This is a genomic window from Streptomyces sp. NPDC088915, assembly GCF_044749825.1.
GTDB lineage: Bacteria > Actinomycetota > Actinomycetes > Streptomycetales > Streptomycetaceae > Streptomyces.
On sequence record NZ_JBIVIR010000012.1, the window covers coordinates 82,136 to 99,961 of the forward strand.

The window sequence follows — 17,826 nt, forward strand, 5'->3', positions numbered from 1 at the left end:
CGCGCCCCTCCCCCGTCCTCCTGCGCGGGTCAGGAGCGGTTGGCCCGCGTGACCTCGCACTTGGTGTATTCGGAGCCGTCGCCGGTGCCGGGGTAGGCGGTGGTCACGTCGACGCTCTTGGAGGCGCCCGCCGTGACCGCGACGTCGGTCGTGGTCGCGGTCGCCGAGACCGCGGAGGTGCCCTTGAACTGCAGCGTGACGTCGTAGTCGTAGTCGAGCACGCCGTCGTTCTTGATGGTGACGCGCGCGGTGAGGTTCTTGGTCGCCGCGTCGTAGGCGCACGTGTCGATGGTGATGTCGCGCAGGGCCTTGTTCGCGCTGCTGGAACCGCCGGACGCGGAACCGCCGGAGGTGCTGCCGTTGTCGTCGTTGTCGTGGTGACTGCCGCCGCTGCTGGAGCTGGAGCCGCTGTGGCTGCTGCAGCCGCCACCGCCCGAGCCGCGGGCACCGGTCAGGGCGACGAGCGCGATGCCGAAGACGGCGAGTGCGCGGACATGACGGATCTTCATGTTTCAAACCCCGTTGAAAGTGGTAGTAAATACGGCTCATTTGACGAGCGCACGACACCCTAACAGTGACGGGGGACAGTCCTTCCGGCCTCCGGTTCAGCCTCCGGGACGGACGATCAGGGTGCGCGGGGCACGGGTGATGAGACCCGCCGGGGTGGGCCGGAAGCCGTCGGCGAGGCGCAGCCGGGGCATCTCGGCGAAGAGGGCCCGCAGGGCGTACTCGGCCTCGATGCCGGCGAGGAGGACGGCCGGGCAGAAGCCGGACCCGTAGGTGAGCTGGCCCGGGTCGTCGCGGAACGGGTCGAAGCGGTCGGGCTCCCGGAAGCGCTCCGGGTCCCGGCCGGCCGAGCCGACGAGCAGCGCGACGGACGCGCCCGCCGGGACGGTGCCGCCGCTCACCGGCACCTCGGCGGCGGTGCGGCGCACCGCGATCTGCACGGGCGGGTCGCGGCGCAGCGACTCGGTCCAGGCGCGGGCCACGAGCGCGGCGGGCGCGTCGCGGAGGGCGGCGACCTGGTCGGGGTCGGAGAGGACGTTGCCGAGGAAGGAGGCGAGCGCCTTCTCCCGTACGGCGATCTGGGCGCCGCACTCCCCCGCGAGGGCCCCGGCCGCCCGGCCCCGCACGAGCCGCATCATGTCCCGGTAGGGGACGCCGACGGCGGCGGCGACGGTTCCGGCGGGCAGCCAGTGGCAGAAGTCGGCGACCAGGTCGGCCTGCGGCCGCTCGGCGATCCGGCGGGCGAGGACGTACGCGGTGCGTTCGGTGACGGACCGCAGCGCGGCCGTGTCCACGTCGACGTGGGCGCGGGCGCACGGCGGGTCGCCGGGGCGGTGCCCGTGGGTGAAGCGGCTGTCGGTGAGGGCCGCGGCCACGTCCGCGTACCGGCTGAGGACCCAGGCCCGCAGCAGCGGGTCGTAGGTCAGCGGGAACTCCTCGCGGAGCCTGCGGTGGATGCCGTGCGGGTCCTGCGAGGCGCCGGGGTCGAGGGGGCTCGGCGCGACGGTCCGCCCGCCGGTGGCCGGGGAGGGCGCGGTGCGCACGCGGCCGGGGAGGGACGCGGCGCCCCGTCCGGTCCGTACGGAGGAGGTACCCCGGACCGGCCCCGTCTCCGAGGGGGCGGCGGCCGAGGGGGTGGCGGCCGAGGGGGTGGCCGGGTTCATGGCCGGCAGCCGGGTCCAGGCCCCGCCGGACCTCTCCGGCTGGTCGCCACGCACACCCCGGCTCTCCGGCCGGTCGTCGTACGCGCCCCGGCTCTCCGGCCGGTCGCCACGCGCGCCCCGGCCTTCCGGCAGGTCGTCGCGGACGCCCCGGTCTCCCGGAAGGTCGTCATGGGTGCCCCGGCCTTCCGGCCGGTCGTCGCGGATGCCTCGGGTCGGTTCGGCGGTCATCACGCCCCCTGCTCGGTCGGCGGTGGGTGCCGCGGGCCGGAGAACGTGGCGCGCGTCCGGACCAAGCCCACCATCCGGGGGACCTCGGCGCCCACTCACGTACCGCCGAACAGGTGAACCTTCCGGGGCCGCTCAGCGGTACTCGACGGCGCTCACTGGTGGGAGAGGCGGAACACCGTCTGGCCGAAGCCGACCACGTCCCCGGGCCGCACCACCACCGCGCCGGCGACCCGGCGCCCGTTGACGGTGGTTCCGTTCGTCGAGCCGAGGTCGCGCAGCACCCACATCCCGCCCTGGAGCGAGAGTTCGGCGTGCAGCCGGGAGGCCGTCTCGTGGCTGAGACGCAGTCCGTTGACCGGGTCGCGCCCTATCCGCAGCGGGTACGGGCCGGGGTGCGGAAGCAGCAGCTTCGGCAGCCGCTCCGCGTGCCAGGCGCGGCCGAGCTTCGCCGTGAAGGCGGACATCCGCTCCACCGCGCCCACCACGCGCCGGGTCCAGGTCCCCTCGGTCCTCAGGTCGGCGACGAGCAGGTCGAGTTCGTCCGGCCGGCGGGCCTGGAGCGCACGCTCCATCCGGAAGACGAAGGTGTCGTGGGAAAGGCGGCCCTGAGCGGCGCCCTCACGGAGCAGCACCAGCGCGCGGTCCCGCTCGGCGTCGGTCAGCCGGGGGGAGTTCGCCGGAAGCTCGAAAGGGGTCGTCACACCCGAGATTGTCGGTCCGACGGGCCCGAAGTGTCCAGAAGGGCCCCGGAACCGGACCCGGAGCCCCCGCGAAGGCCCCACCAGGCCCCCCGCCCGACTCCGGCGCCCCGCCGAAAATCCCGTACCCCCCTTCCAAGATCACTGCTACGGTCGCCCGGCCCCACCACCGAATTCCCCAGGAGAACACCACACGTGATCGCGATACGCCCGCTCGCAGGACCGCAGGAGCTGGACCTCTTCCTCCGTCTCACCTACTCGCTCGACCACGAGCTCGCCGACGACCTGGCCACCGGCCGCCGCCTCCCGGAGTGGATGTGGGTGGCCCTGGACGGCGACCGGCTCCTCGGCCGGATCGCCTGGTGGACCCACGCGGCGGGCGCCGAACCGCAGGCGCTCGACTTCTTCGACCTGGCCCCGGAACTGTCCGACGGGGACCGCGCCGACGTCGGCCTGCGGCTCCTGGAGACGGCGACGGCTGCGGTCGTCCCGGCGGGGGCGCGGCGACCCGAGTACGGGCGGTTCCTCCCCGCCGACTGGCGCGAGGTCCCGGAGACCCGGGCGCACCTGGAGTCGCTCTTCGCCGTCCTGGAGCGCTCCGGCGCCCGCCCCCTCGTGGAGCGGCTGCGCCTGGAGTGGCGGTCCGGCACCCCCGTACCGGAGCCGAGCGGGCGGCTGGAGTTCCGTCCGGTGCGGGACCGCGAGGACCTCGTCTCCCTGATGGTCCCGGTGCTCGACGGCACCCTCGACGCGCACGGGCGGGCCGACCTGGCGTCCGGGCTCTCGGCGCGGGAGGTGGCGGAGCGGCACTACGACGAGGAGTTCGCCCACTACTCCTCGCCCCGTGAGTGGTGGCGGGTGGCGCTGCTGCCGGGGACCGGCGAACCGGTCGGCTTCGTCGTGCCCGCCCGGAACAACTACCACCACACGATCGCGTACATCGGTGTGCTGCCCGCCCACCGGGGGCACGGGTACATCGACGACGTCCTGGCGGAGGGGACCCGGATCCTGGCCGCCGCCGACGTGCCCCGGATCCGGGCGGCCACGGACCTGGGGAACGTGCCGATGGCGGCCTCCTTCGCCCGTACGGGCTACGACACGTTCGAGCGCGCGATCAACTACGTGTGGGACGCGCCGGGCACGCCGGGGTCCTGACTGCCAGGATGGTCGCGGTGACCGGCCGTGACCACCGCGCGGCCGACTGGTTCCGACGACGAGGGGATTCCCGTGCTCTTCGAGGTGTGGGCGCCGAACGCCCGTGACCGGGTGACGCTGGAGCTGAAAGGCACCGGCCACCCCCTGGAGCGGGACGCCGAGCGGGACGGCTGGTGGACGGGCGTGGTGCCCGCCGGGGACGGCGACCGGTACGGCTTCGCCGTGGACGACGGGCCCGTGCTGCCCGACCCGCGCTCCCGCAGGCTGCCCGACGGGCCCGACGGGCGGAGCGCGGTCGTCGACCACTCCGCGTACGCCTGGCGGAACGGGTCCCCGACGCTGCGGCTGCGCGGCGCCGTCCTGTACGAGCTGCACGTGGGCACCTTCACCCCCGAGGGCACGCTCGACGCGGCGGCCGGACGCCTCGGGGAGCTGGCGGGCCTCGGCATCACCCATGTGGAGCTGATGCCGCTGTGCCCGTTCCCGGGGACGTGGGGCTGGGGGTACGACGGGGTGGCGCCGTGGGCGGTGCACGAGCCGTACGGCGGCCCCGGGGCGCTGAAGCGGTTCGTGGACGCGGCCCACGGGCTCGGCATGGGCGTGGTCCTGGACGTGGTCCACAACCACCTCGGGCCCTCGGGCAACTACCTGCCCGCCTTCGGGCCGTACTTCACGGACACCCACCACACCCCGTGGGGCTCGGCGGTGAACCTGGACGCGGCCGGTTCGGACGAGGTGCGGGCGTACTTCCTGGGGAGCGCGCTCGCCTGGCTGCGGGACTACCGGATCGACGGGCTGCGGCTCGACGCGGTGCACGCGCTCGCGGACACGCGGGCGCTGACGTTCCTGGAGGAGCTGTCGGCGGCCGTGGACGAGCTGGCGCGGGAGCAGGGCCGCCAGCACTTCCTGATCGCCGAGTCCGACACGGGCGACCCGCGCACGACCACCCCGCGCGCGCTGGGCGGGGTCGGGCTCCACGCCCAGTGGAACGACGACTTCCACCACGCCCTGCACACCGCCCTGACCGGCGAGTCTCAGGGCTACTACGCCGACTTCGCGCGGGCGCCGATCGCCGCGCTGGCCAAGACGCTGACGCACGTCTTCTTCCACGACGGCACGTACTCCAGCTTCCGGGGCCGCCACCACGGGCGGCCGGTGGACCGGGAGCGGACCCCCGCCCACCGCTTCCTCGGATACGCGCAGACGCACGACCAGATCGGCAACCGGGCCCTCGGGGACCGCCTCTCGGCCTCGGTCTCCCCCGGCCTGCTCGCCTGCGCGGCGGCCCTGGTCCTGACCGGGCCCTCGGTGCCGATGCTGTTCATGGGCGAGGAGTGGGGGGCGACGACGCCCTGGCAGTACTTCACCGACCACACCGACCCGGAGCTCGCGGAGGCCGTGCGGCGGGGGCGGCGGCGGGAGTTCGCGGAGCACGGCTGGGACGAGAACGAGGTGCCCGACCCGCAGGACCGGGCCACCCGGGACCGCTCGGTCCTGGACCGGAGCGAGCGCGAGGAGGACCCGCACAGGCGGCTGCTCGCCTGGCACCGGGAGCTGATCGCGCTGCGCCGCACGCTGCCGGACCTGACGGACCCGGACCTGGGGGGCGTGAAGGTCGCCTACGACGAGGAGGACCGCTGGCTGGTCTTCCGGCGCGGGGACCTGCGGGTGGCGGTGAACCTGGGCAAGGAGCCGGCGGTGATCCCGCTGGGCTCCAACGGCCGGGACCGGGTCCTGGCGTCCTGGGAGCCGGTCGACCCGCCGGCGGAGGACGGGGTCCTGCGGGTGCCGGCGGAGTCGGCGGTGGTCCTGTCGGACGGCTGACGGGGGCGGATACGGGGGCGCTCGGCGCGGTGGCCCCTTCTCGGACCGCCGCGACCGGTCAGCGGCGGTCGGGCCCCTGGGCGATGAGCCGTTCCAGGAGCTCCTGGAAGTCGTCGCCGACGACGATCCGCAGGTCGCCGCGCTCCTCGTCGTGCTCGCTGAGCTGGGTGAGGGCGCCGTCGCGCCACCAGAAGACGTACGGGCTGATGGCGCCCGGGGTGTCCTCGTACCCGGTGGCGGCGAAGGAGGCCATCGCGCCGAGGGCCGGGATGATGGTGGTGTCCCGGATGGGGTGGAAGGCGAGCTGGTGCCGGAAGGGCAGGGCGACCAGGGCGCCGTGCTCGCCGAGCGGGAGACCGGTGACGCGCCGGGCGACCCCGTCGAGGTCGAGGACGCGGCTCGCGGTGTAGAAGGAGTCGCCGAGGACGACCTCGAAGCACATGCCGTCGGCGTCGCGGACGGTCTCGTGCCCCTCGACGGGGAGGCCGCGCAGGTTGCGCATGGCCCGGTCGCGCAGCTGCGCGTGGTCCCCGAGCCGGGCGAGGGCGTCGTCGGTGAGCATCATGACGCTCTCGGGCAGGTCGAGGGCGAGGACCTCGTACAGGCCGGGGGCGACGGTCCTGGCGTATCCGAAGGAAGCGGCGTCGATGCCGTCGCCGCTGACGACCCGGGGGTAGAGCTGGGCACGGATCTGCTCGGGCGGGAGGGTGTCGAGCGCGGAGGGGCCGTCCATGGCCCGGACGACCAGCTCGATGTGGCGGCGGACCAGTCCGGGCCAGGCGCGGGGTCCGCGCCGGTCCTGGTGGCAGACGGCGGCGAGGTTGGTGAGCCCGAAGCGGCGTCCCCGGTCGTCGACGACGTGGTCGGCGTAGACGGTGACCTCCAGACCGAGCTCGGCGAAGGTCTCCCGGACCCGGCCCCGGAAGAGCGCGGCCTCGTTCCGGGAGAAGTACGCGAACTCGGGATCCCTCGGCGCGTCGTCGCCGTCCCGCCTGGGTCCCCGCCGCAGCCAGCCCACGCCCGCCCGCCTTCCGTCGCCGTCGGTCCCAGGGTAGCGACTGCGGATGTCGGCTCCCTTTCGGTCGGGTCAACTCGTCCGCGGGCCGGTCGGGTTCGCCGTGTTTCCGCTCAGGAGCCGTCGGGGGCGGTGAGGAGCGCGCGGGCGTAGTGGGCGAGGGAGCGGTTGTAGCGGGGCAGCAGGGGGGCGAGGGCGCCCAGGGCCAGGGAGGCGGCCTCGCGGTCGCGGCCGGTGTCGGCCAGGGCGAGCGCGAGGAAGGCGTCGACGGCCCCGGCGAGCGCCTTCTCGTCGGCGTCGAGCCGGTCGGCGGGCAGGTCCCGTTCGGCGGTGAGGAGCTCCACGGCGCGGTCGGGCCGGCCGAGGTTGCGCAGGCTGCTGGCGAGCTGGATCACGGCCCGGCGGCGGCGCAGCCCGGTGAGCCCGTGGTCGAGGGCGCGCCGGTAGAGCGCGACGGCCTCCTCCGGCAGGCCGGTGGAGTCGTGGGCGGCGCCCTGCTCGAAGAGCGCGGCGGCGTCGTCGGCGGGCCGCTCGGCGGCCAGTCCGGCCACGCGGGCACGGAAGTCGGCGGGCTCGTGGTCGTCGATGCGCTCCCAGAGCGCGGCGATCCGGCGCTCCCAGTCCTGGTCGTCGGTCATGGCGGCGTCGTCGGTCATGGCGGCACCCTAGAGGACGGCGCGGCTCCGCCGGAGGGCGGGCGGGGATGGCTGGGGCGGGCGCGGCCGGGCGACGGGCAACAGGCAGCCGCACCGCTAACCCATCGGTACGACGAGGTGGGCGCGGTCCCGGCCCCGGGCGACGAGCCGGGCGTTGGACTCGTCGGAGGTGTGGACCCAGTGTTCGGCGCGGGTGCGGTCCTTGCCGAAGCGGACGTGGCGGTCGATCAGGCGGGGGACGCGGAGCCGGGCGTCCAGGTCGAGGTACCAGGCCTCGTCGAGGAGGGGCAGGACCCCGGCCCAGGCGCCCTCGTCGTGCAGGAGGTAGTTGCCCTCGGTGACGACGAGCGGGACGTCGGGGCCGACGGGGACCGATCCGGCGACCGGCTCCTCCAGGGAGCGGTCGAAGGCGGGGGCGTAGACGGTGGTGCCGGGCTCCGGGGCGCGCAGCCGGGCGAGGAGCGCGGTGTACCCGGCGGCGTCGAAGGTGTCGGGGGCGCCCTTCCTGTCCGCCCGGCCGAGGCGTACCAGCTCGGCCCGCGCGAGGTGGAAGCCGTCCATGGGGACGAGGACGGCGAGCCCGCCGAGACGGTCGACGAGCCGGGCGGCGAGCGTGGACTTTCCGGCGCCCGGCGGTCCGGCGAGCCCCAGGATCCGGCGCCGCGCCCCTGCCGGTCCGGGCTCCGCCAGGGTCCGCGCGCGGGCCGCGAGGCGCTCGAATTGTTGCGTGTCCATGTCGGACATGGTCGCAGCGGGCGTGGCGATTGACGCGGGTAGATCGATACGTATTACTTTTGGCTCCATGCCGTCCATCGCGCTCGTCACCCTCGTCGTCCGTGACTACGACGAGGCCATCGCCTTCTACACCGACGCCCTCGGGTTCGACCTCGTCGAGGACACCGACCGGGGTGGCGGCACCCGCTGGGTCGTCGTCCGGCCGCGTGGCGCGGCCGGGGTCGGCGGCCTCGGGAACGCGGGGCTGCTCCTCGCCCGTGCCAAGAACGAGGCCGAGGAGGCCGCGATCGGCAACCAGACCGGCGGCCGGGTCGGCTTCTTCCTCCACACCGAGGACTTCGCCCGCGACCACGCCCGCATGACGGCGGCCGGCGTGAAGTTCCTGGAGGAGCCGCGCCACGAGCCGTACGGCTCCGTCGCCGTCTTCGAGGACCTGTACGGCAACCGCTGGGACCTGCTCCAGCCGGCGGACGCGGGCGCGTAGGCCCCCTGGGGGAGTCGACCGGGTACGGAACGCGCGACGGCCGTCGATCCGGACGCGGCCAGGACCGGCGGCGAGGAGCCGGGCAACTCCTGCCAAGGGGTCGCCCGTTGCTCTCCGGGGCGCGCCCGCGCCCCGGAGCGGAAAACCGCTGTCGCGCCGCGCGCCCGGCTCCCTACACTCACGTCCCGGCGCACCGTTCGGTGCCGCCGACAGACGTCCGCGCATCCGTCCGCGCGTCCGATCGAGGGGAGAAGACCGTGCGCAGCCACGCCGCCGTCGCCGTGTCCTCCTCCCGTGCCCGGTACGACGTGATCCTCGCCTCCTCGGCCGAGCGGTGGCGGCTGCGCGCCCGCCATCGCCGCCCGTGACGACCCCGTACGCCTCCCGTACCTGAGCGTCGTCCGGGAATCGCGCTGCCCGTTCCACCACCGCAGCAGCGAAAGGCACGAGACCGTGCGTACCCCTGACATCACCGCCGGCATCACCACCGTCCGCAACCTCGGCATCCTGGCCCACGTCGACGCCGGCAAGACCACCGTCACCGAGCGGGTCCTGTACCTGACCGGGGCCGTCCACAAGCGGGGCGAGGTCCACGACGGCACCACCGTCACCGACTTCGACCCGCAGGAGCGGGACCGGGGCATCACGATCTTCGCGGCGGCCGTGAGCTGCGACTGGGCCGGTCACCGGATCAACCTGATCGACACGCCCGGCCACGTCGACTTCTCCGACGAGGTCGAGCGCTCGCTGCGCGTCCTCGACGGCGCGGTGGCCGTCTTCGACGCCGTCGCGGGCGTCGAGCCGCAGAGCGAGACGGTGTGGCGGCAGGCCGACCGGCACGGCGTCCCGCGCCTCGCGTTCGTCAACAAGCTGGACCGGGCGGGCGCGGACCTCGACGCCGCCGTGGAGTCGATCCGCGACCGGCTCGGGGCCGTACCGCTCCCCGTGCAGCTTCCCATCGGGCGCGAGGACGGCTTCACCGGCGTCGTGGACCTGCTCCGGATGCGGGCGTACGTGTGGGCCGACGGCGCCGACACGTACACCGAACAGGACCTTTCCGAGGGCCTGTTGGACGAGGCCCGGCAGCGTCGGCGACGCCTGGAGGAGGCCGTGGCCGAGCTGCACGCGGGGGCCTTCGAGGAGTTCCTCGCCCGCGAGGAGCTGGCCGAGGAGACCCTGCGGGGCGCGCTCCGCGATCTCACCCTCGCCGGGGAGGCCGTGGTCGTGCTGTGCGGCTCGGCCTACCGCAACCGGGGCATCGAGCCCCTGCTCGACGCCGTCGTCGCCTACCTCCCGGCCCCGTCGGACATGCCGCCCGTGCGCGGCGAGGTCCCGGCGGATCCGGAGGCGCCGTTCACCGCGCTCGCCTTCAAGGTGAACGCCACGGCCACCGGCCGCATGACGTACGTCCGCGTCTACGCGGGCACGATCGGGAAGGGGGACACCGTGCTGGACGCCGTCGGCGGACGCACCGAGCGGATCGCCCGCATCCTGCGCGTGCAGGCGGACCGGGCGACGGAGGTCGAGTCGGCGCGCGCCGGTGACATCGTCGCCGTCGTCGGCCCGAAGGCCGTCCGCGCCGGGGCGACCCTGTGCGACCCGGCCGCGCCGGTCGTCCTCGAACCGCCCACGACAGCGGACCCGGTGGTCTCGGTCGCCGTCGAGGCCCGCCGCAGCACCGACACCGGCCGGCTGGCGACGGCCCTCGCCCGCCTGTCGGAGGAGGACCCGTCGCTCGTCGTCCGGTCCGACCCGGAGACGGGCCAGACCGTCCTGTCCGGCCTGGGCGAACTGCACCTGGAGGTCGCGGTAGAGAAGCTGCGCCGCGACCGGGGCCTGGAGGTCACGGTCGGGCGCCCCCAGGTGGCGTACCGCGAGACGGTGGCGAAGGGCGTCACCGGTCTGCTGTACCGCCACGTCAAACAGGACGGCGGCGCGGGCCAGTTCGCCCACGTCGTCATCGACCTCGAACCCCTGGAAGGAGACGAGGAGTTCACCTTCACCTCCACCGTCACGGGCGGTCGCGTCCCGCAGGAGTACGTCCGCGCGGTCGAGGCCGGCTGCCGGGACGCCCTCCTGGAGGGCCCCCTCGGCGGCCACCCGGTGACCGGCGTCCGGGTCACGCTCACGGACGGCGCCACGCATCCGAAGGACTCGTCGGAGATGGCGTTCCGCACGGCGGGCCGCTTCGCCCTGCGCGAGGCGCTCCGGGCGAGCGCGATGACCCTCCTGGAGCCGGTGGCCGAGGTGACCGTCACCGTCCCGGCGGAGTCGGTCGGCGCCGTCCTCGGCGACCTCGCGGCCCGCCGGGGCCGGGTGAACGACCAGACGGCCCGGGGCGGTACGGCGGTGGTGGCGGCGACGGTGCCGCTGGCCGAACTGTTCGGCTACGCGTCCCGCCTGCGGGGCCGCACGCAGGGCCGGGGCACCTTCACGACCCGCCCGGCGGGGTACGAGCCGGCCCGGGGCTGAGGTCCAGCTCGGCCCGTACGGTCTTCCCGACCGGTACGCGGTCGAGCACGGCCCACCGCGAGGCCAGCGCCCCGACCAGGAGCAGCCCGCGCCCGCCCTCGTCGAGCGGCCCCCGCTCGCCGGGGGCGGGCCGCCGCTCGCCCCGGGTGTCGGAGACGTCGATCCGGAGCAGCCGCCCGGGCGTGTACGAGAGCGTCAGCTCGCAGTCGCGTCCGGGCACCCGGCCGTGGGTGACGGCGTTCGCGGCGAGTTCCGCGACGAGCAGCGCGGCGGTCTCGGAGGTCTCGGAGTCGTACGGGACGCCCCAGCGGTCGAGCTGGAGCACGGCGAGCCGCCGGGCGAGCCGGGCGCCGCGCGGCGTCGAGCTGAAGCGTTGCACGAACACACGTACGGTGACGGGCACTTCGCGGGTCACGGGGGAGGTCATGGGGCCAATGTGGCGTTGTGCGGGGAGGGTTGCCAGCTCAGAAACCCGTACGCTGCGACAGCGTACGGGTTCACCCTCTGGACTGTATTGGTCACTAGCCGTGAGCATGGGTGCGTTCAGTACGAGTGCACGGGTGCGGGAGGTGGCCGGGTGACGGACGGGTTTCCGGATGACGCGACGGATGGCGGACTCAGGGCTCCGAGGGGGAGCGAACCGGAGGCGTCGGAGAGTCTGAAGGCTTTCGGGGAAGTTCTCAAGGTTCTGCGCAAACGGGCGGGCCTCACACAGGAGCAGTTCGCGCCGATGGTGGGCTACTCGGTGCCGATGGCCGCCTCGATCGAACAGGGGCGGCGGTTGCCGTCGAAGACGTTCGTGGACCGCTCGGAGGAGGTGTTGGACGCATTTGGGGTGGTCCGGGCGGCGGCCAAGCACCTGACGCGCAAGGCGGGGCTGGCGCGTTGGTTCGAGAAGTGGGCGGAGCTGGAAGCCCTCGCAGTGACGCTGTACACCTTCGAGAGCCGGTTCGTCCCCGGCCTGCTCCAGACGCCCGCGTACGCCCGGACGCTCTTCGAGGAGCAGATTCCGGCGATGGGTGACGACCAGATCGAGTCCCACCTGACGGCCCGTATGGAACGCACGAAGATCCTCACAGAGCGTCCGCACACGATCTTCAGCTTCATCATCGAAGAGCACGCGCTGCGCCGCCAGATCTGCGCTCCGGAGGCCATGCGCGAGCAGATCGATCACATCCTCGCACTCTGCGAACGGCGCAACATCGACATCCAGGTCATGCCGCAGTCACGCGGATATCACGCAGGTCTCGGAGGCCCCTTGTGCCTCCTGGAGACCCCCGAGCACGTATGGCACGCCTACTCCGAAGGTCAGGAAACCGGCCACATGATCTCGGACCCCAAAGTGGTCAGCATCCTCCAGCAGCGGTATGCCAGGATGCGGACACAGGCTCTGTCCGTGGAGGACTCCGTGAGCCTGCTGCGGGAGATCCAAGGAGCACTATGAGCACCACAGAACTGGCCTGGTTCAAGAGCAGCTACAGCAGCGGCAGCGGCGACAACTGCGTGGAAGTCGCCCTCTCCTGGCACAAGTCGAGCTACAGCAGTGGCGGCGACGGCGACTGCGTCGAGGTCGCCTCCTGCCCCTCCACCGTCCACGTCCGCGACTCCAAGAACGTCACCGGTCCGCAGCTCGCGCTCTCCCCCGCCGCCTGGACCTCGTTCCTGACCCGGCTGAGCTGAAGGGCGACACCATGAGCACGACCCCGGCCGACTACCTCTCCGGCCTCTTCTCCCTCGAAGGGCGCACCGCCCTCGTCACGGGAGGCAGTTCCGGTATCGGCCGGGCCATCGCGGGGGCCCTGGCCCGCGCCGGGGCGAAGGTGGTCGTGCTCGCCCGCAAGGAGGCCGGCCTCGTCGCGACCGTGGACGAACTGACGGCCGACGGCTGCCGGGCGGCCTGGGTGAGCGCGGACCTGAGCACCCGGGAGGGGATCAGGGCCGGGGCCGAGGCGGCGGCGGCCGTGTTCGGGGAGCCGGACGTCCTGGTGAACTCGGCGGGGATCAACCTCCGCCCGCCGCTGGGCGAACTGGGCGAGGACGTCTGGGACGCGACGATGACGGTGAACCTGGAGGCGCCGTTCCTGCTGGGTCAGCGGTTCGGGCCCGGGATGGCCGAGCGCGGCTTCGGGCGGATCATCCACGTCACCTCGCAGCAGGCGCACCGCGCGTTCGTGCAGAGCGGGGCGTACGGGGTGTCCAAGGGCGCTCTGGAGTCGCTGGCCCGTTCGCAGGCGGAGGCGTGGTCGCCGTACGGGGTCACGGCCAACACCCTGGTCCCGGGTTTCGTGATGACCCCGCTGAACGAGCGGCTCTCCTCCGACCCCGAGAGGGTCGCCGCGCTGGCCGCCCGCACGATGGCCGGCCGCAACGGGCTCGCGGCGGACTTCGCGGGCGCGGCCGTCTTCCTGGCGAGTACGGCCTCCGCGTACGTCACCGGTCACTCCCTCTTCGTGGACGGCGGGTTCTCCGTCCACTGACGCCGCCCCCGTGCTCCGTCACCGTACGGAACAAGCCACAAGGCACGTACCCTCCGACCGTGTTGACGGTTTTCGGTCATTGTTCGCCGAACCTCTGGCATCACGCGCTGTGACCACTTGAATGGCCTCACGTGTGTGCGGAGAACAATCGGGGGAGCACATGGATCCACTGACGGCCATCGCGGCGGCGGGCGTCGCGCTCGTGGTCAAGGGCGCGCTGGAGGCCACCGGTCAGGAGGCCGGGCGCAGCGGCTGGACCGGCGGGGCCCGGCTCGTCGCCCGGATCAGGGAGCGGTTCCGCGGGGACGCGGACGCCGAGACCGCGCTGGAGCGCGTGGCCGACGCGCCTGACGACGAGGACCGGCAGCGGGACCTGGAGCGGATGCTCACGGCGCACATGCTGCGGGACCGGCAGTTCGAGAGCGACATCCGGCAGATGGTCGACGAGGCCGTCGTGGCCGGCGGCCGCGGAGGCCCGCAGGTCAGCGCGGCCCTGATCAAGAACGCCCAGGTCTTCAACGAGAAGGTCGAGATCCAGGGCGACTGGAACGTCTCGTAACGACGCCCCTTCGCGTCGTGGGCCCCTGCCCCTTCCGGGCCGGGGGTCCGTCGTGCCTCGTTCCCGCCCGTACGGAGAAGGGCCGCCGTCGTGCCGCCCTTCGTCGCCCCATCCCGGAAGACCGTGTGCCATGAGTGTGGAAGCCACCACGGAGCCGCCGTCCGGCGGCACGAGCGGCCGCTCCGACCCGGCCGCCGCCCCGCCCGCGTCCTCCGACGCCCCCAAGGGTGCGCCGGAGGGTGAGCGGCCGGTCGGGCCGGAGCAGGACGGCCCCGTCAGCGAGTCCGACGCGCTGCGTTCCCTCCAGGAGGTCACCGCGGCCGAGGACGCCGAGCGGTCCGAGGCGCTGAAGGCCGGCGCCATCGCGGACCTCATCGCGCAGCGCCTCAACGCGGACGCGTCCGGCACCCGGATCGGGACGCTCGCGCTCTTCAACGACACCGTCAGCTTCGGCGGCGGGTTCCACAGCGGCGGGTCCGGCCGTTCGTCCGGACGCCCGTCCGGCGGTGGCCGCGGCTCCGTGCTGCCGCTCACCGCCGCCGAACTGACCGACCACACCGAGCTGTTCGTCGAGCCCGAAGGGTACGGCTCCGCACTCGGCCTCCTCCGCGAGCGGCACCTCCTCGTCCTGACCGGGCCCTCCGGCAGTGGGCGCGAGGCCGCCGGAGTCAATCTGCTCGCCGAGGCGCTGGTGCTGGGCGGCGCCGAGGGCGGCGGAATCTGCCACCGGCTCCTCGACCCCGCGGCGGTGCTCACGCCCGGCTGGGAACCACTCGTCGAGAACAGCGGCTACCTGGTCTCCGTCGAGGACGGGCCCACCGGGGCGCGGGGCTTCGACGCGCTCCCCCGGCAGCTGCACGCCGTCGTCGCCGCCCTGCGCGCCCGGGGCTGCCACCTCGTCCTCACCGGCGGCCAGGACCTCGCCGTCGCCGTGCGGGGCGACGGCGGCGAGATGGTCGCCGCGCACTCCCTGACGCCCGTCGATCCCCTGGCCGTCCTCGAACGGCGGGTGCTCGGCCACGGCGGCGGCCGGGAGGCCCGCGCCGAACTCCGCGCCCGGCTCACCGCCGGCGGGGTCGTCGCGGCCCTGCGGGAGATGCCCGCCGCCCGGCACGCGGTCCGGCTGGCCGCCGACATCGCCGCCGGCCGGGACGTGGCGGCCGCCGCGGCCGCGCTGCGCGACCCCAGCGAACAGGTGCGGACCTGGTTCGACCGGCACCGGAACCCGGAGACGGTGGCGTTCGCGCTCGCCGCCGCCGTCCTGGAGGACAGCGGATACCTCACCGTCGCCGAGGCCGCCGTCAAGCTCCGGGCCGCCCTCACGACGCCCGAACCCGCCCCGCCCGACGTGCGGTTCAGGGACCGGCTCGGCGACGAGCAGCAGTGGATCCGGCTCGACGCCGACGGTCCCGGACAGCCCCGGGTGCGCTTCCGCAACGCGATGCTCGGGCAGGTCGTCCTCGTCTACGCCTGGACCGGTCTGGACGGCTGGCGCGAGCCGCTGCTCGCCTGGCTGCGCCGGCTCCTCGACCACGGCGACCTGGAGGTGCGCGCCCGGGCCGCCGTCGCCGCCGGGGTGCTCGTCTGGGTCGACCACCACTACGCGGCGCACCGCTTCCTCACCACCTGGGCCGCCGGGGAGTCCTGGCCGCTGCGCCAGGCCGCCGCGACCGCGCTCGGCGTGGCGGGCAGCCGCGCCGACTCGGCCGAGGCCGTGTGGGAGCTGCTGCACGGCTGGGCGCGCGGCGGGAGCTCCGCGCGGCAGCGGCGCCTGGCGGGGACCGCCGCCAACACGGCGGGCGGGCTCCTCGGGCGGGCGGCCCCCGAACGGGCCGTGGCCGTGCTGCGCGACGCCCTGGACCGGGACGACGACTGGGGCACCCTGCCCTCCGTGGCCTGGGGCGGCGTCCACCTCCTCCACCAGGGGCAGGGCGGTCCGCTCCTCGACGCCTACCTGGAGTGGTCCGCACCGCAGGACCTCTCCCCCATGGTCGTGAAGTCCCTCTCCGCCTTCCTCTTCGCGGCCTCCCGGCCGTACGAGACGACGGCCGGCGGCCCGGCGGACGGCGTCCCGGGGGTGCCGCTGCTGCTCAGCGGCCTGCCCGCGCACCGCAAGGCCGTCGGGGAGCTGTGGGCGCGGGCCCTCGCCCGCCGCCCGATGCAGGACACCGCGCTCCTCGCGCTGCGCGACTGGATCGACGTATACACCGACTGGGGCGGTCCCGGCACGCTCGACGCCCTCGGCGGCCTGCTCCGGGACGTCGCCCGCAGACCCGGCTCGCACCACGAACGGCTGGTGTGGTGGCTGGACAAGTGGGCGCACGACCGCGAGCGGCCGTCCCGCAACGCGGCCCGGCTGCACCGGTACCTGACCGCCCGTACGACCTGATACGCGTCCTCACGGCCCCGCGCACCACCAGGACGTCCGGGAGATCCGGGACGTCGAGACATCCGAGGAAGGAGGAGGAGCCCGTGGAACAGCAGACCTACGACCCGGTGCTGTCCAGCGAGACACTGCCCAAGTGGCGGCTCACCAAACCGGTGCGGCCGCCCGATCCGGGCCGCGCGCTCGTCCTGGTCCGGGACGGCGGTCCGTCCCTCACCGTCCGGAACGGGGAGGAGATCCCGTCCCCCCGCTTCGGCGCGTACACCGGGGTGTTCACCGTCGACATGACCGAGCACCGGCTCGTCCTCGACATCCCGCTGCTCAGCCGCGACCCCACGTTCTCCTTCCGCAGCCGGGTCGACCTGGTGTGCCGGGTCGCCGACCCGGCCCAGGTCGTGGCGCGCGGGATCCGGGACATGAGCGGGGCGCTCTTCGGCTACCTGCGCAAGACGCTCCGCGAAACGGCCCGGGACTACGACATCGCCGCGTTCCACGAGGCGGAACGGGCCCTGAACGCGACGGTGGCCGGGTTCACCGGCGACGACGCGGTCCGCCTGCGGAACATCCAGGTCGAACTCCTCGTCGACGAGGACGAGATCCGCGCCAGTGGACGCGAGTTCCGCGACGTCGTACGGGAGACCCGGCTCTCCGGCATGCGGCGCGGACGCCACCTCGACATGATCCGCGAGGAGGGCGTCGACGGCCTGATCGCCGAGATCATGGAGAGGGAGGGGCCCCGGGCCGCGCTCACCTGGATCGAGAAGAACGAGGCCGAGAAGAACGCGGTCCGGCGCGAGATCATGCGCCTGGTCCTGGAGCGCGGCGACGCGGACCGGGAGCCCTTCGAGCAGGCCGAGCTGGAGCGCACCGTCCTGGAGGAGGTGCTGCGCGGGGGCGACGGCGGGCTCTTCGACGGCGCGACCCGGCGCGGGCGCCTGCGCGGCTCGCTGGCCCGCGCCGCGGACTCCCTTCCGGCCCTCGGATCGGCACCGGACGACGAGGAGCGCCGCGAACCGCTGCGGGGCGAGGCCTCCGGGAGTACGCCTACGGGCCGGGTCCGCTCCGGCGGGCGGGGCCCGGGGGCGTACGGCTCCGATCCCCGGCCGGGCCGCGACGGCGGGCGCGAACGGGACGGCGGGCGCCCCGGACCTGCGCCGCGCGGCGCCGAGCGCTCCGGGCCTCCCGAGGACGAGCCGCTGCCGGGCGCCGGTACGGGCGCGCGCCCGGGGCCGGGCACGGCGGCGGAGCCGGGGACAGAGGCAGGACCGGGGGCAGAGGCTCCCACGGCGGCCGAGGGGCCGTCCGGCACACCGCCCGCGGACCGGCCGGCGCCCCGGGTGAGCAGGGTGCGGGGCACCGTCAAGCGGGACACCCCCCGACCCGGACCTGACAGGGAGCGCGGATGACGGACCAGGAACACAGGACGGGGCACTCCGCCCCGCCCCCGCATCCCCCCGGTCACCGGCC

17 protein-coding genes are annotated in these 17,826 nt (G+C 74.4%); 10 read left to right on the forward strand and 7 right to left on the reverse strand.

Annotated features, from left to right (window positions below; all coding sequences use genetic code 11):
• Positions 1-29: 29 nt before the first annotated feature.
• The 3 genes from ACIP5O_RS22405 to ACIP5O_RS22415 all read right to left on the reverse strand — a co-directional run bounded on the left by ACIP5O_RS22405 (position 30) and on the right by ACIP5O_RS22415 (position 2,599).
• Positions 30-509: a hypothetical protein gene (locus ACIP5O_RS22405; RefSeq protein WP_401295969.1), complete on the reverse strand. Its 480-nt coding sequence runs from the start codon at positions 507-509 to the stop codon at positions 30-32.
• Positions 510-605: 96 nt separating this feature from the next.
• Positions 606-1,898 carry a cytochrome P450 gene (locus ACIP5O_RS22410; protein ID WP_401295972.1) on the reverse strand — a complete coding sequence of 431 codons (1,293 nt, stop codon included), beginning with the start codon at positions 1,896-1,898 and terminating at the stop codon, positions 606-608.
• Between the two features lie 152 nt (positions 1,899-2,050).
• Positions 2,051-2,599 carry an FHA domain-containing protein gene (locus tag ACIP5O_RS22415; protein ID WP_401295975.1) on the reverse strand — a complete coding sequence of 183 codons (549 nt, stop codon included), beginning with the start codon at positions 2,597-2,599 and terminating at the stop codon, positions 2,051-2,053.
• A 195-nt stretch (positions 2,600-2,794) separates the two neighbouring features.
• Between ACIP5O_RS22415 and ACIP5O_RS22420 the strand changes: the two genes are divergently transcribed.
• Entirely contained in the window at positions 2,795-3,751 is a 957-nt protein-coding gene (locus ACIP5O_RS22420) for a GNAT family N-acetyltransferase (protein WP_401296266.1), read from the forward strand.
• Between the two features lie 72 nt (positions 3,752-3,823).
• A complete protein-coding gene (treZ, locus tag ACIP5O_RS22425; protein ID WP_401296268.1) occupies positions 3,824-5,575 on the forward strand; it encodes a malto-oligosyltrehalose trehalohydrolase in 1,752 nt (583 codons plus the stop codon).
• A gap of 58 nt (positions 5,576-5,633) precedes the next feature.
• On the opposite strand, the gene ACIP5O_RS22430 is transcribed toward treZ, so the two are convergent.
• From ACIP5O_RS22430 to ACIP5O_RS22440, 3 genes are all read right to left on the reverse strand, one after another.
• Positions 5,634-6,593: a hypothetical protein gene (locus ACIP5O_RS22430; RefSeq protein WP_401295977.1), complete on the reverse strand. Its 960-nt coding sequence runs from the start codon at positions 6,591-6,593 to the stop codon at positions 5,634-5,636.
• Positions 6,594-6,703: 110 nt separating this feature from the next.
• The gene (locus tag ACIP5O_RS22435; RefSeq protein ID WP_401296270.1) at positions 6,704-7,228 is read right to left on the reverse strand and encodes a tetratricopeptide repeat protein; all 525 of its coding nucleotides are present in this window, start codon (positions 7,226-7,228) and stop codon (positions 6,704-6,706) included.
• 114 nt (positions 7,229-7,342) lie between these two features.
• Positions 7,343-7,990, reverse strand: a complete 648-nt coding sequence (locus ACIP5O_RS22440; protein WP_401295980.1) for a nucleoside/nucleotide kinase family protein — start codon at positions 7,988-7,990, stop codon at positions 7,343-7,345.
• A 58-nt stretch (positions 7,991-8,048) separates the two neighbouring features.
• On the opposite strand from ACIP5O_RS22440, the gene ACIP5O_RS22445 reads away from it, so the two are divergent.
• Together ACIP5O_RS22445 and fusA are read left to right on the forward strand one after the other, a co-directional pair.
• A complete protein-coding gene (locus tag ACIP5O_RS22445; protein WP_401295982.1) occupies positions 8,049-8,465 on the forward strand; it encodes a VOC family protein in 417 nt (138 codons plus the stop codon).
• A 453-nt stretch (positions 8,466-8,918) separates the two neighbouring features.
• The gene (gene fusA / locus ACIP5O_RS22450; RefSeq protein ID WP_401295985.1) at positions 8,919-10,937 is read left to right on the forward strand and encodes an elongation factor G; all 2,019 of its coding nucleotides are present in this window, start codon (positions 8,919-8,921) and stop codon (positions 10,935-10,937) included.
• Here fusA and ACIP5O_RS22455 read toward each other — a convergent pair.
• Positions 10,897-11,364 (reverse strand): ATP-binding protein, encoded by a 468-nt coding sequence (locus ACIP5O_RS22455; protein ID WP_401295988.1) that lies wholly within the window; start codon positions 11,362-11,364, stop codon positions 10,897-10,899. The genes fusA and ACIP5O_RS22455 overlap by 41 nt on opposite strands.
• Positions 11,365-11,514: 150 nt before the next feature.
• On the opposite strand from ACIP5O_RS22455, the gene ACIP5O_RS22460 reads away from it, so the two are divergent.
• From ACIP5O_RS22460 to ACIP5O_RS22485, 6 genes are all read left to right on the forward strand, one after another.
• Positions 11,515-12,381, forward strand: a complete 867-nt coding sequence (locus ACIP5O_RS22460) for a Scr1 family TA system antitoxin-like transcriptional regulator (protein ID WP_401295991.1) — start codon at positions 11,515-11,517, stop codon at positions 12,379-12,381.
• Positions 12,378-12,617: a DUF397 domain-containing protein gene (locus ACIP5O_RS22465; RefSeq protein ID WP_401295994.1), complete on the forward strand. Its 240-nt coding sequence runs from the start codon at positions 12,378-12,380 to the stop codon at positions 12,615-12,617. The genes ACIP5O_RS22460 and ACIP5O_RS22465 overlap by 4 nt, the downstream gene beginning before the upstream one ends.
• Before the next feature lie 11 nt (positions 12,618-12,628).
• The gene (locus ACIP5O_RS22470) at positions 12,629-13,414 is read left to right on the forward strand and encodes an SDR family NAD(P)-dependent oxidoreductase (protein WP_401295996.1); all 786 of its coding nucleotides are present in this window, start codon (positions 12,629-12,631) and stop codon (positions 13,412-13,414) included.
• Positions 13,415-13,574: 160 nt separating this feature from the next.
• The gene (locus ACIP5O_RS22475) at positions 13,575-13,973 is read left to right on the forward strand and encodes a hypothetical protein (protein ID WP_401296000.1); all 399 of its coding nucleotides are present in this window, start codon (positions 13,575-13,577) and stop codon (positions 13,971-13,973) included.
• 130 nt (positions 13,974-14,103) lie between these two features.
• Positions 14,104-16,362, forward strand: a complete 2,259-nt coding sequence (locus tag ACIP5O_RS22480) for a hypothetical protein (RefSeq protein ID WP_401296002.1) — start codon at positions 14,104-14,106, stop codon at positions 16,360-16,362.
• A gap of 83 nt (positions 16,363-16,445) precedes the next feature.
• The gene (locus ACIP5O_RS22485) at positions 16,446-17,765 is read left to right on the forward strand and encodes a hypothetical protein (RefSeq protein WP_401296005.1); all 1,320 of its coding nucleotides are present in this window, start codon (positions 16,446-16,448) and stop codon (positions 17,763-17,765) included.
• Positions 17,766-17,826 lie beyond the last annotated feature (61 nt).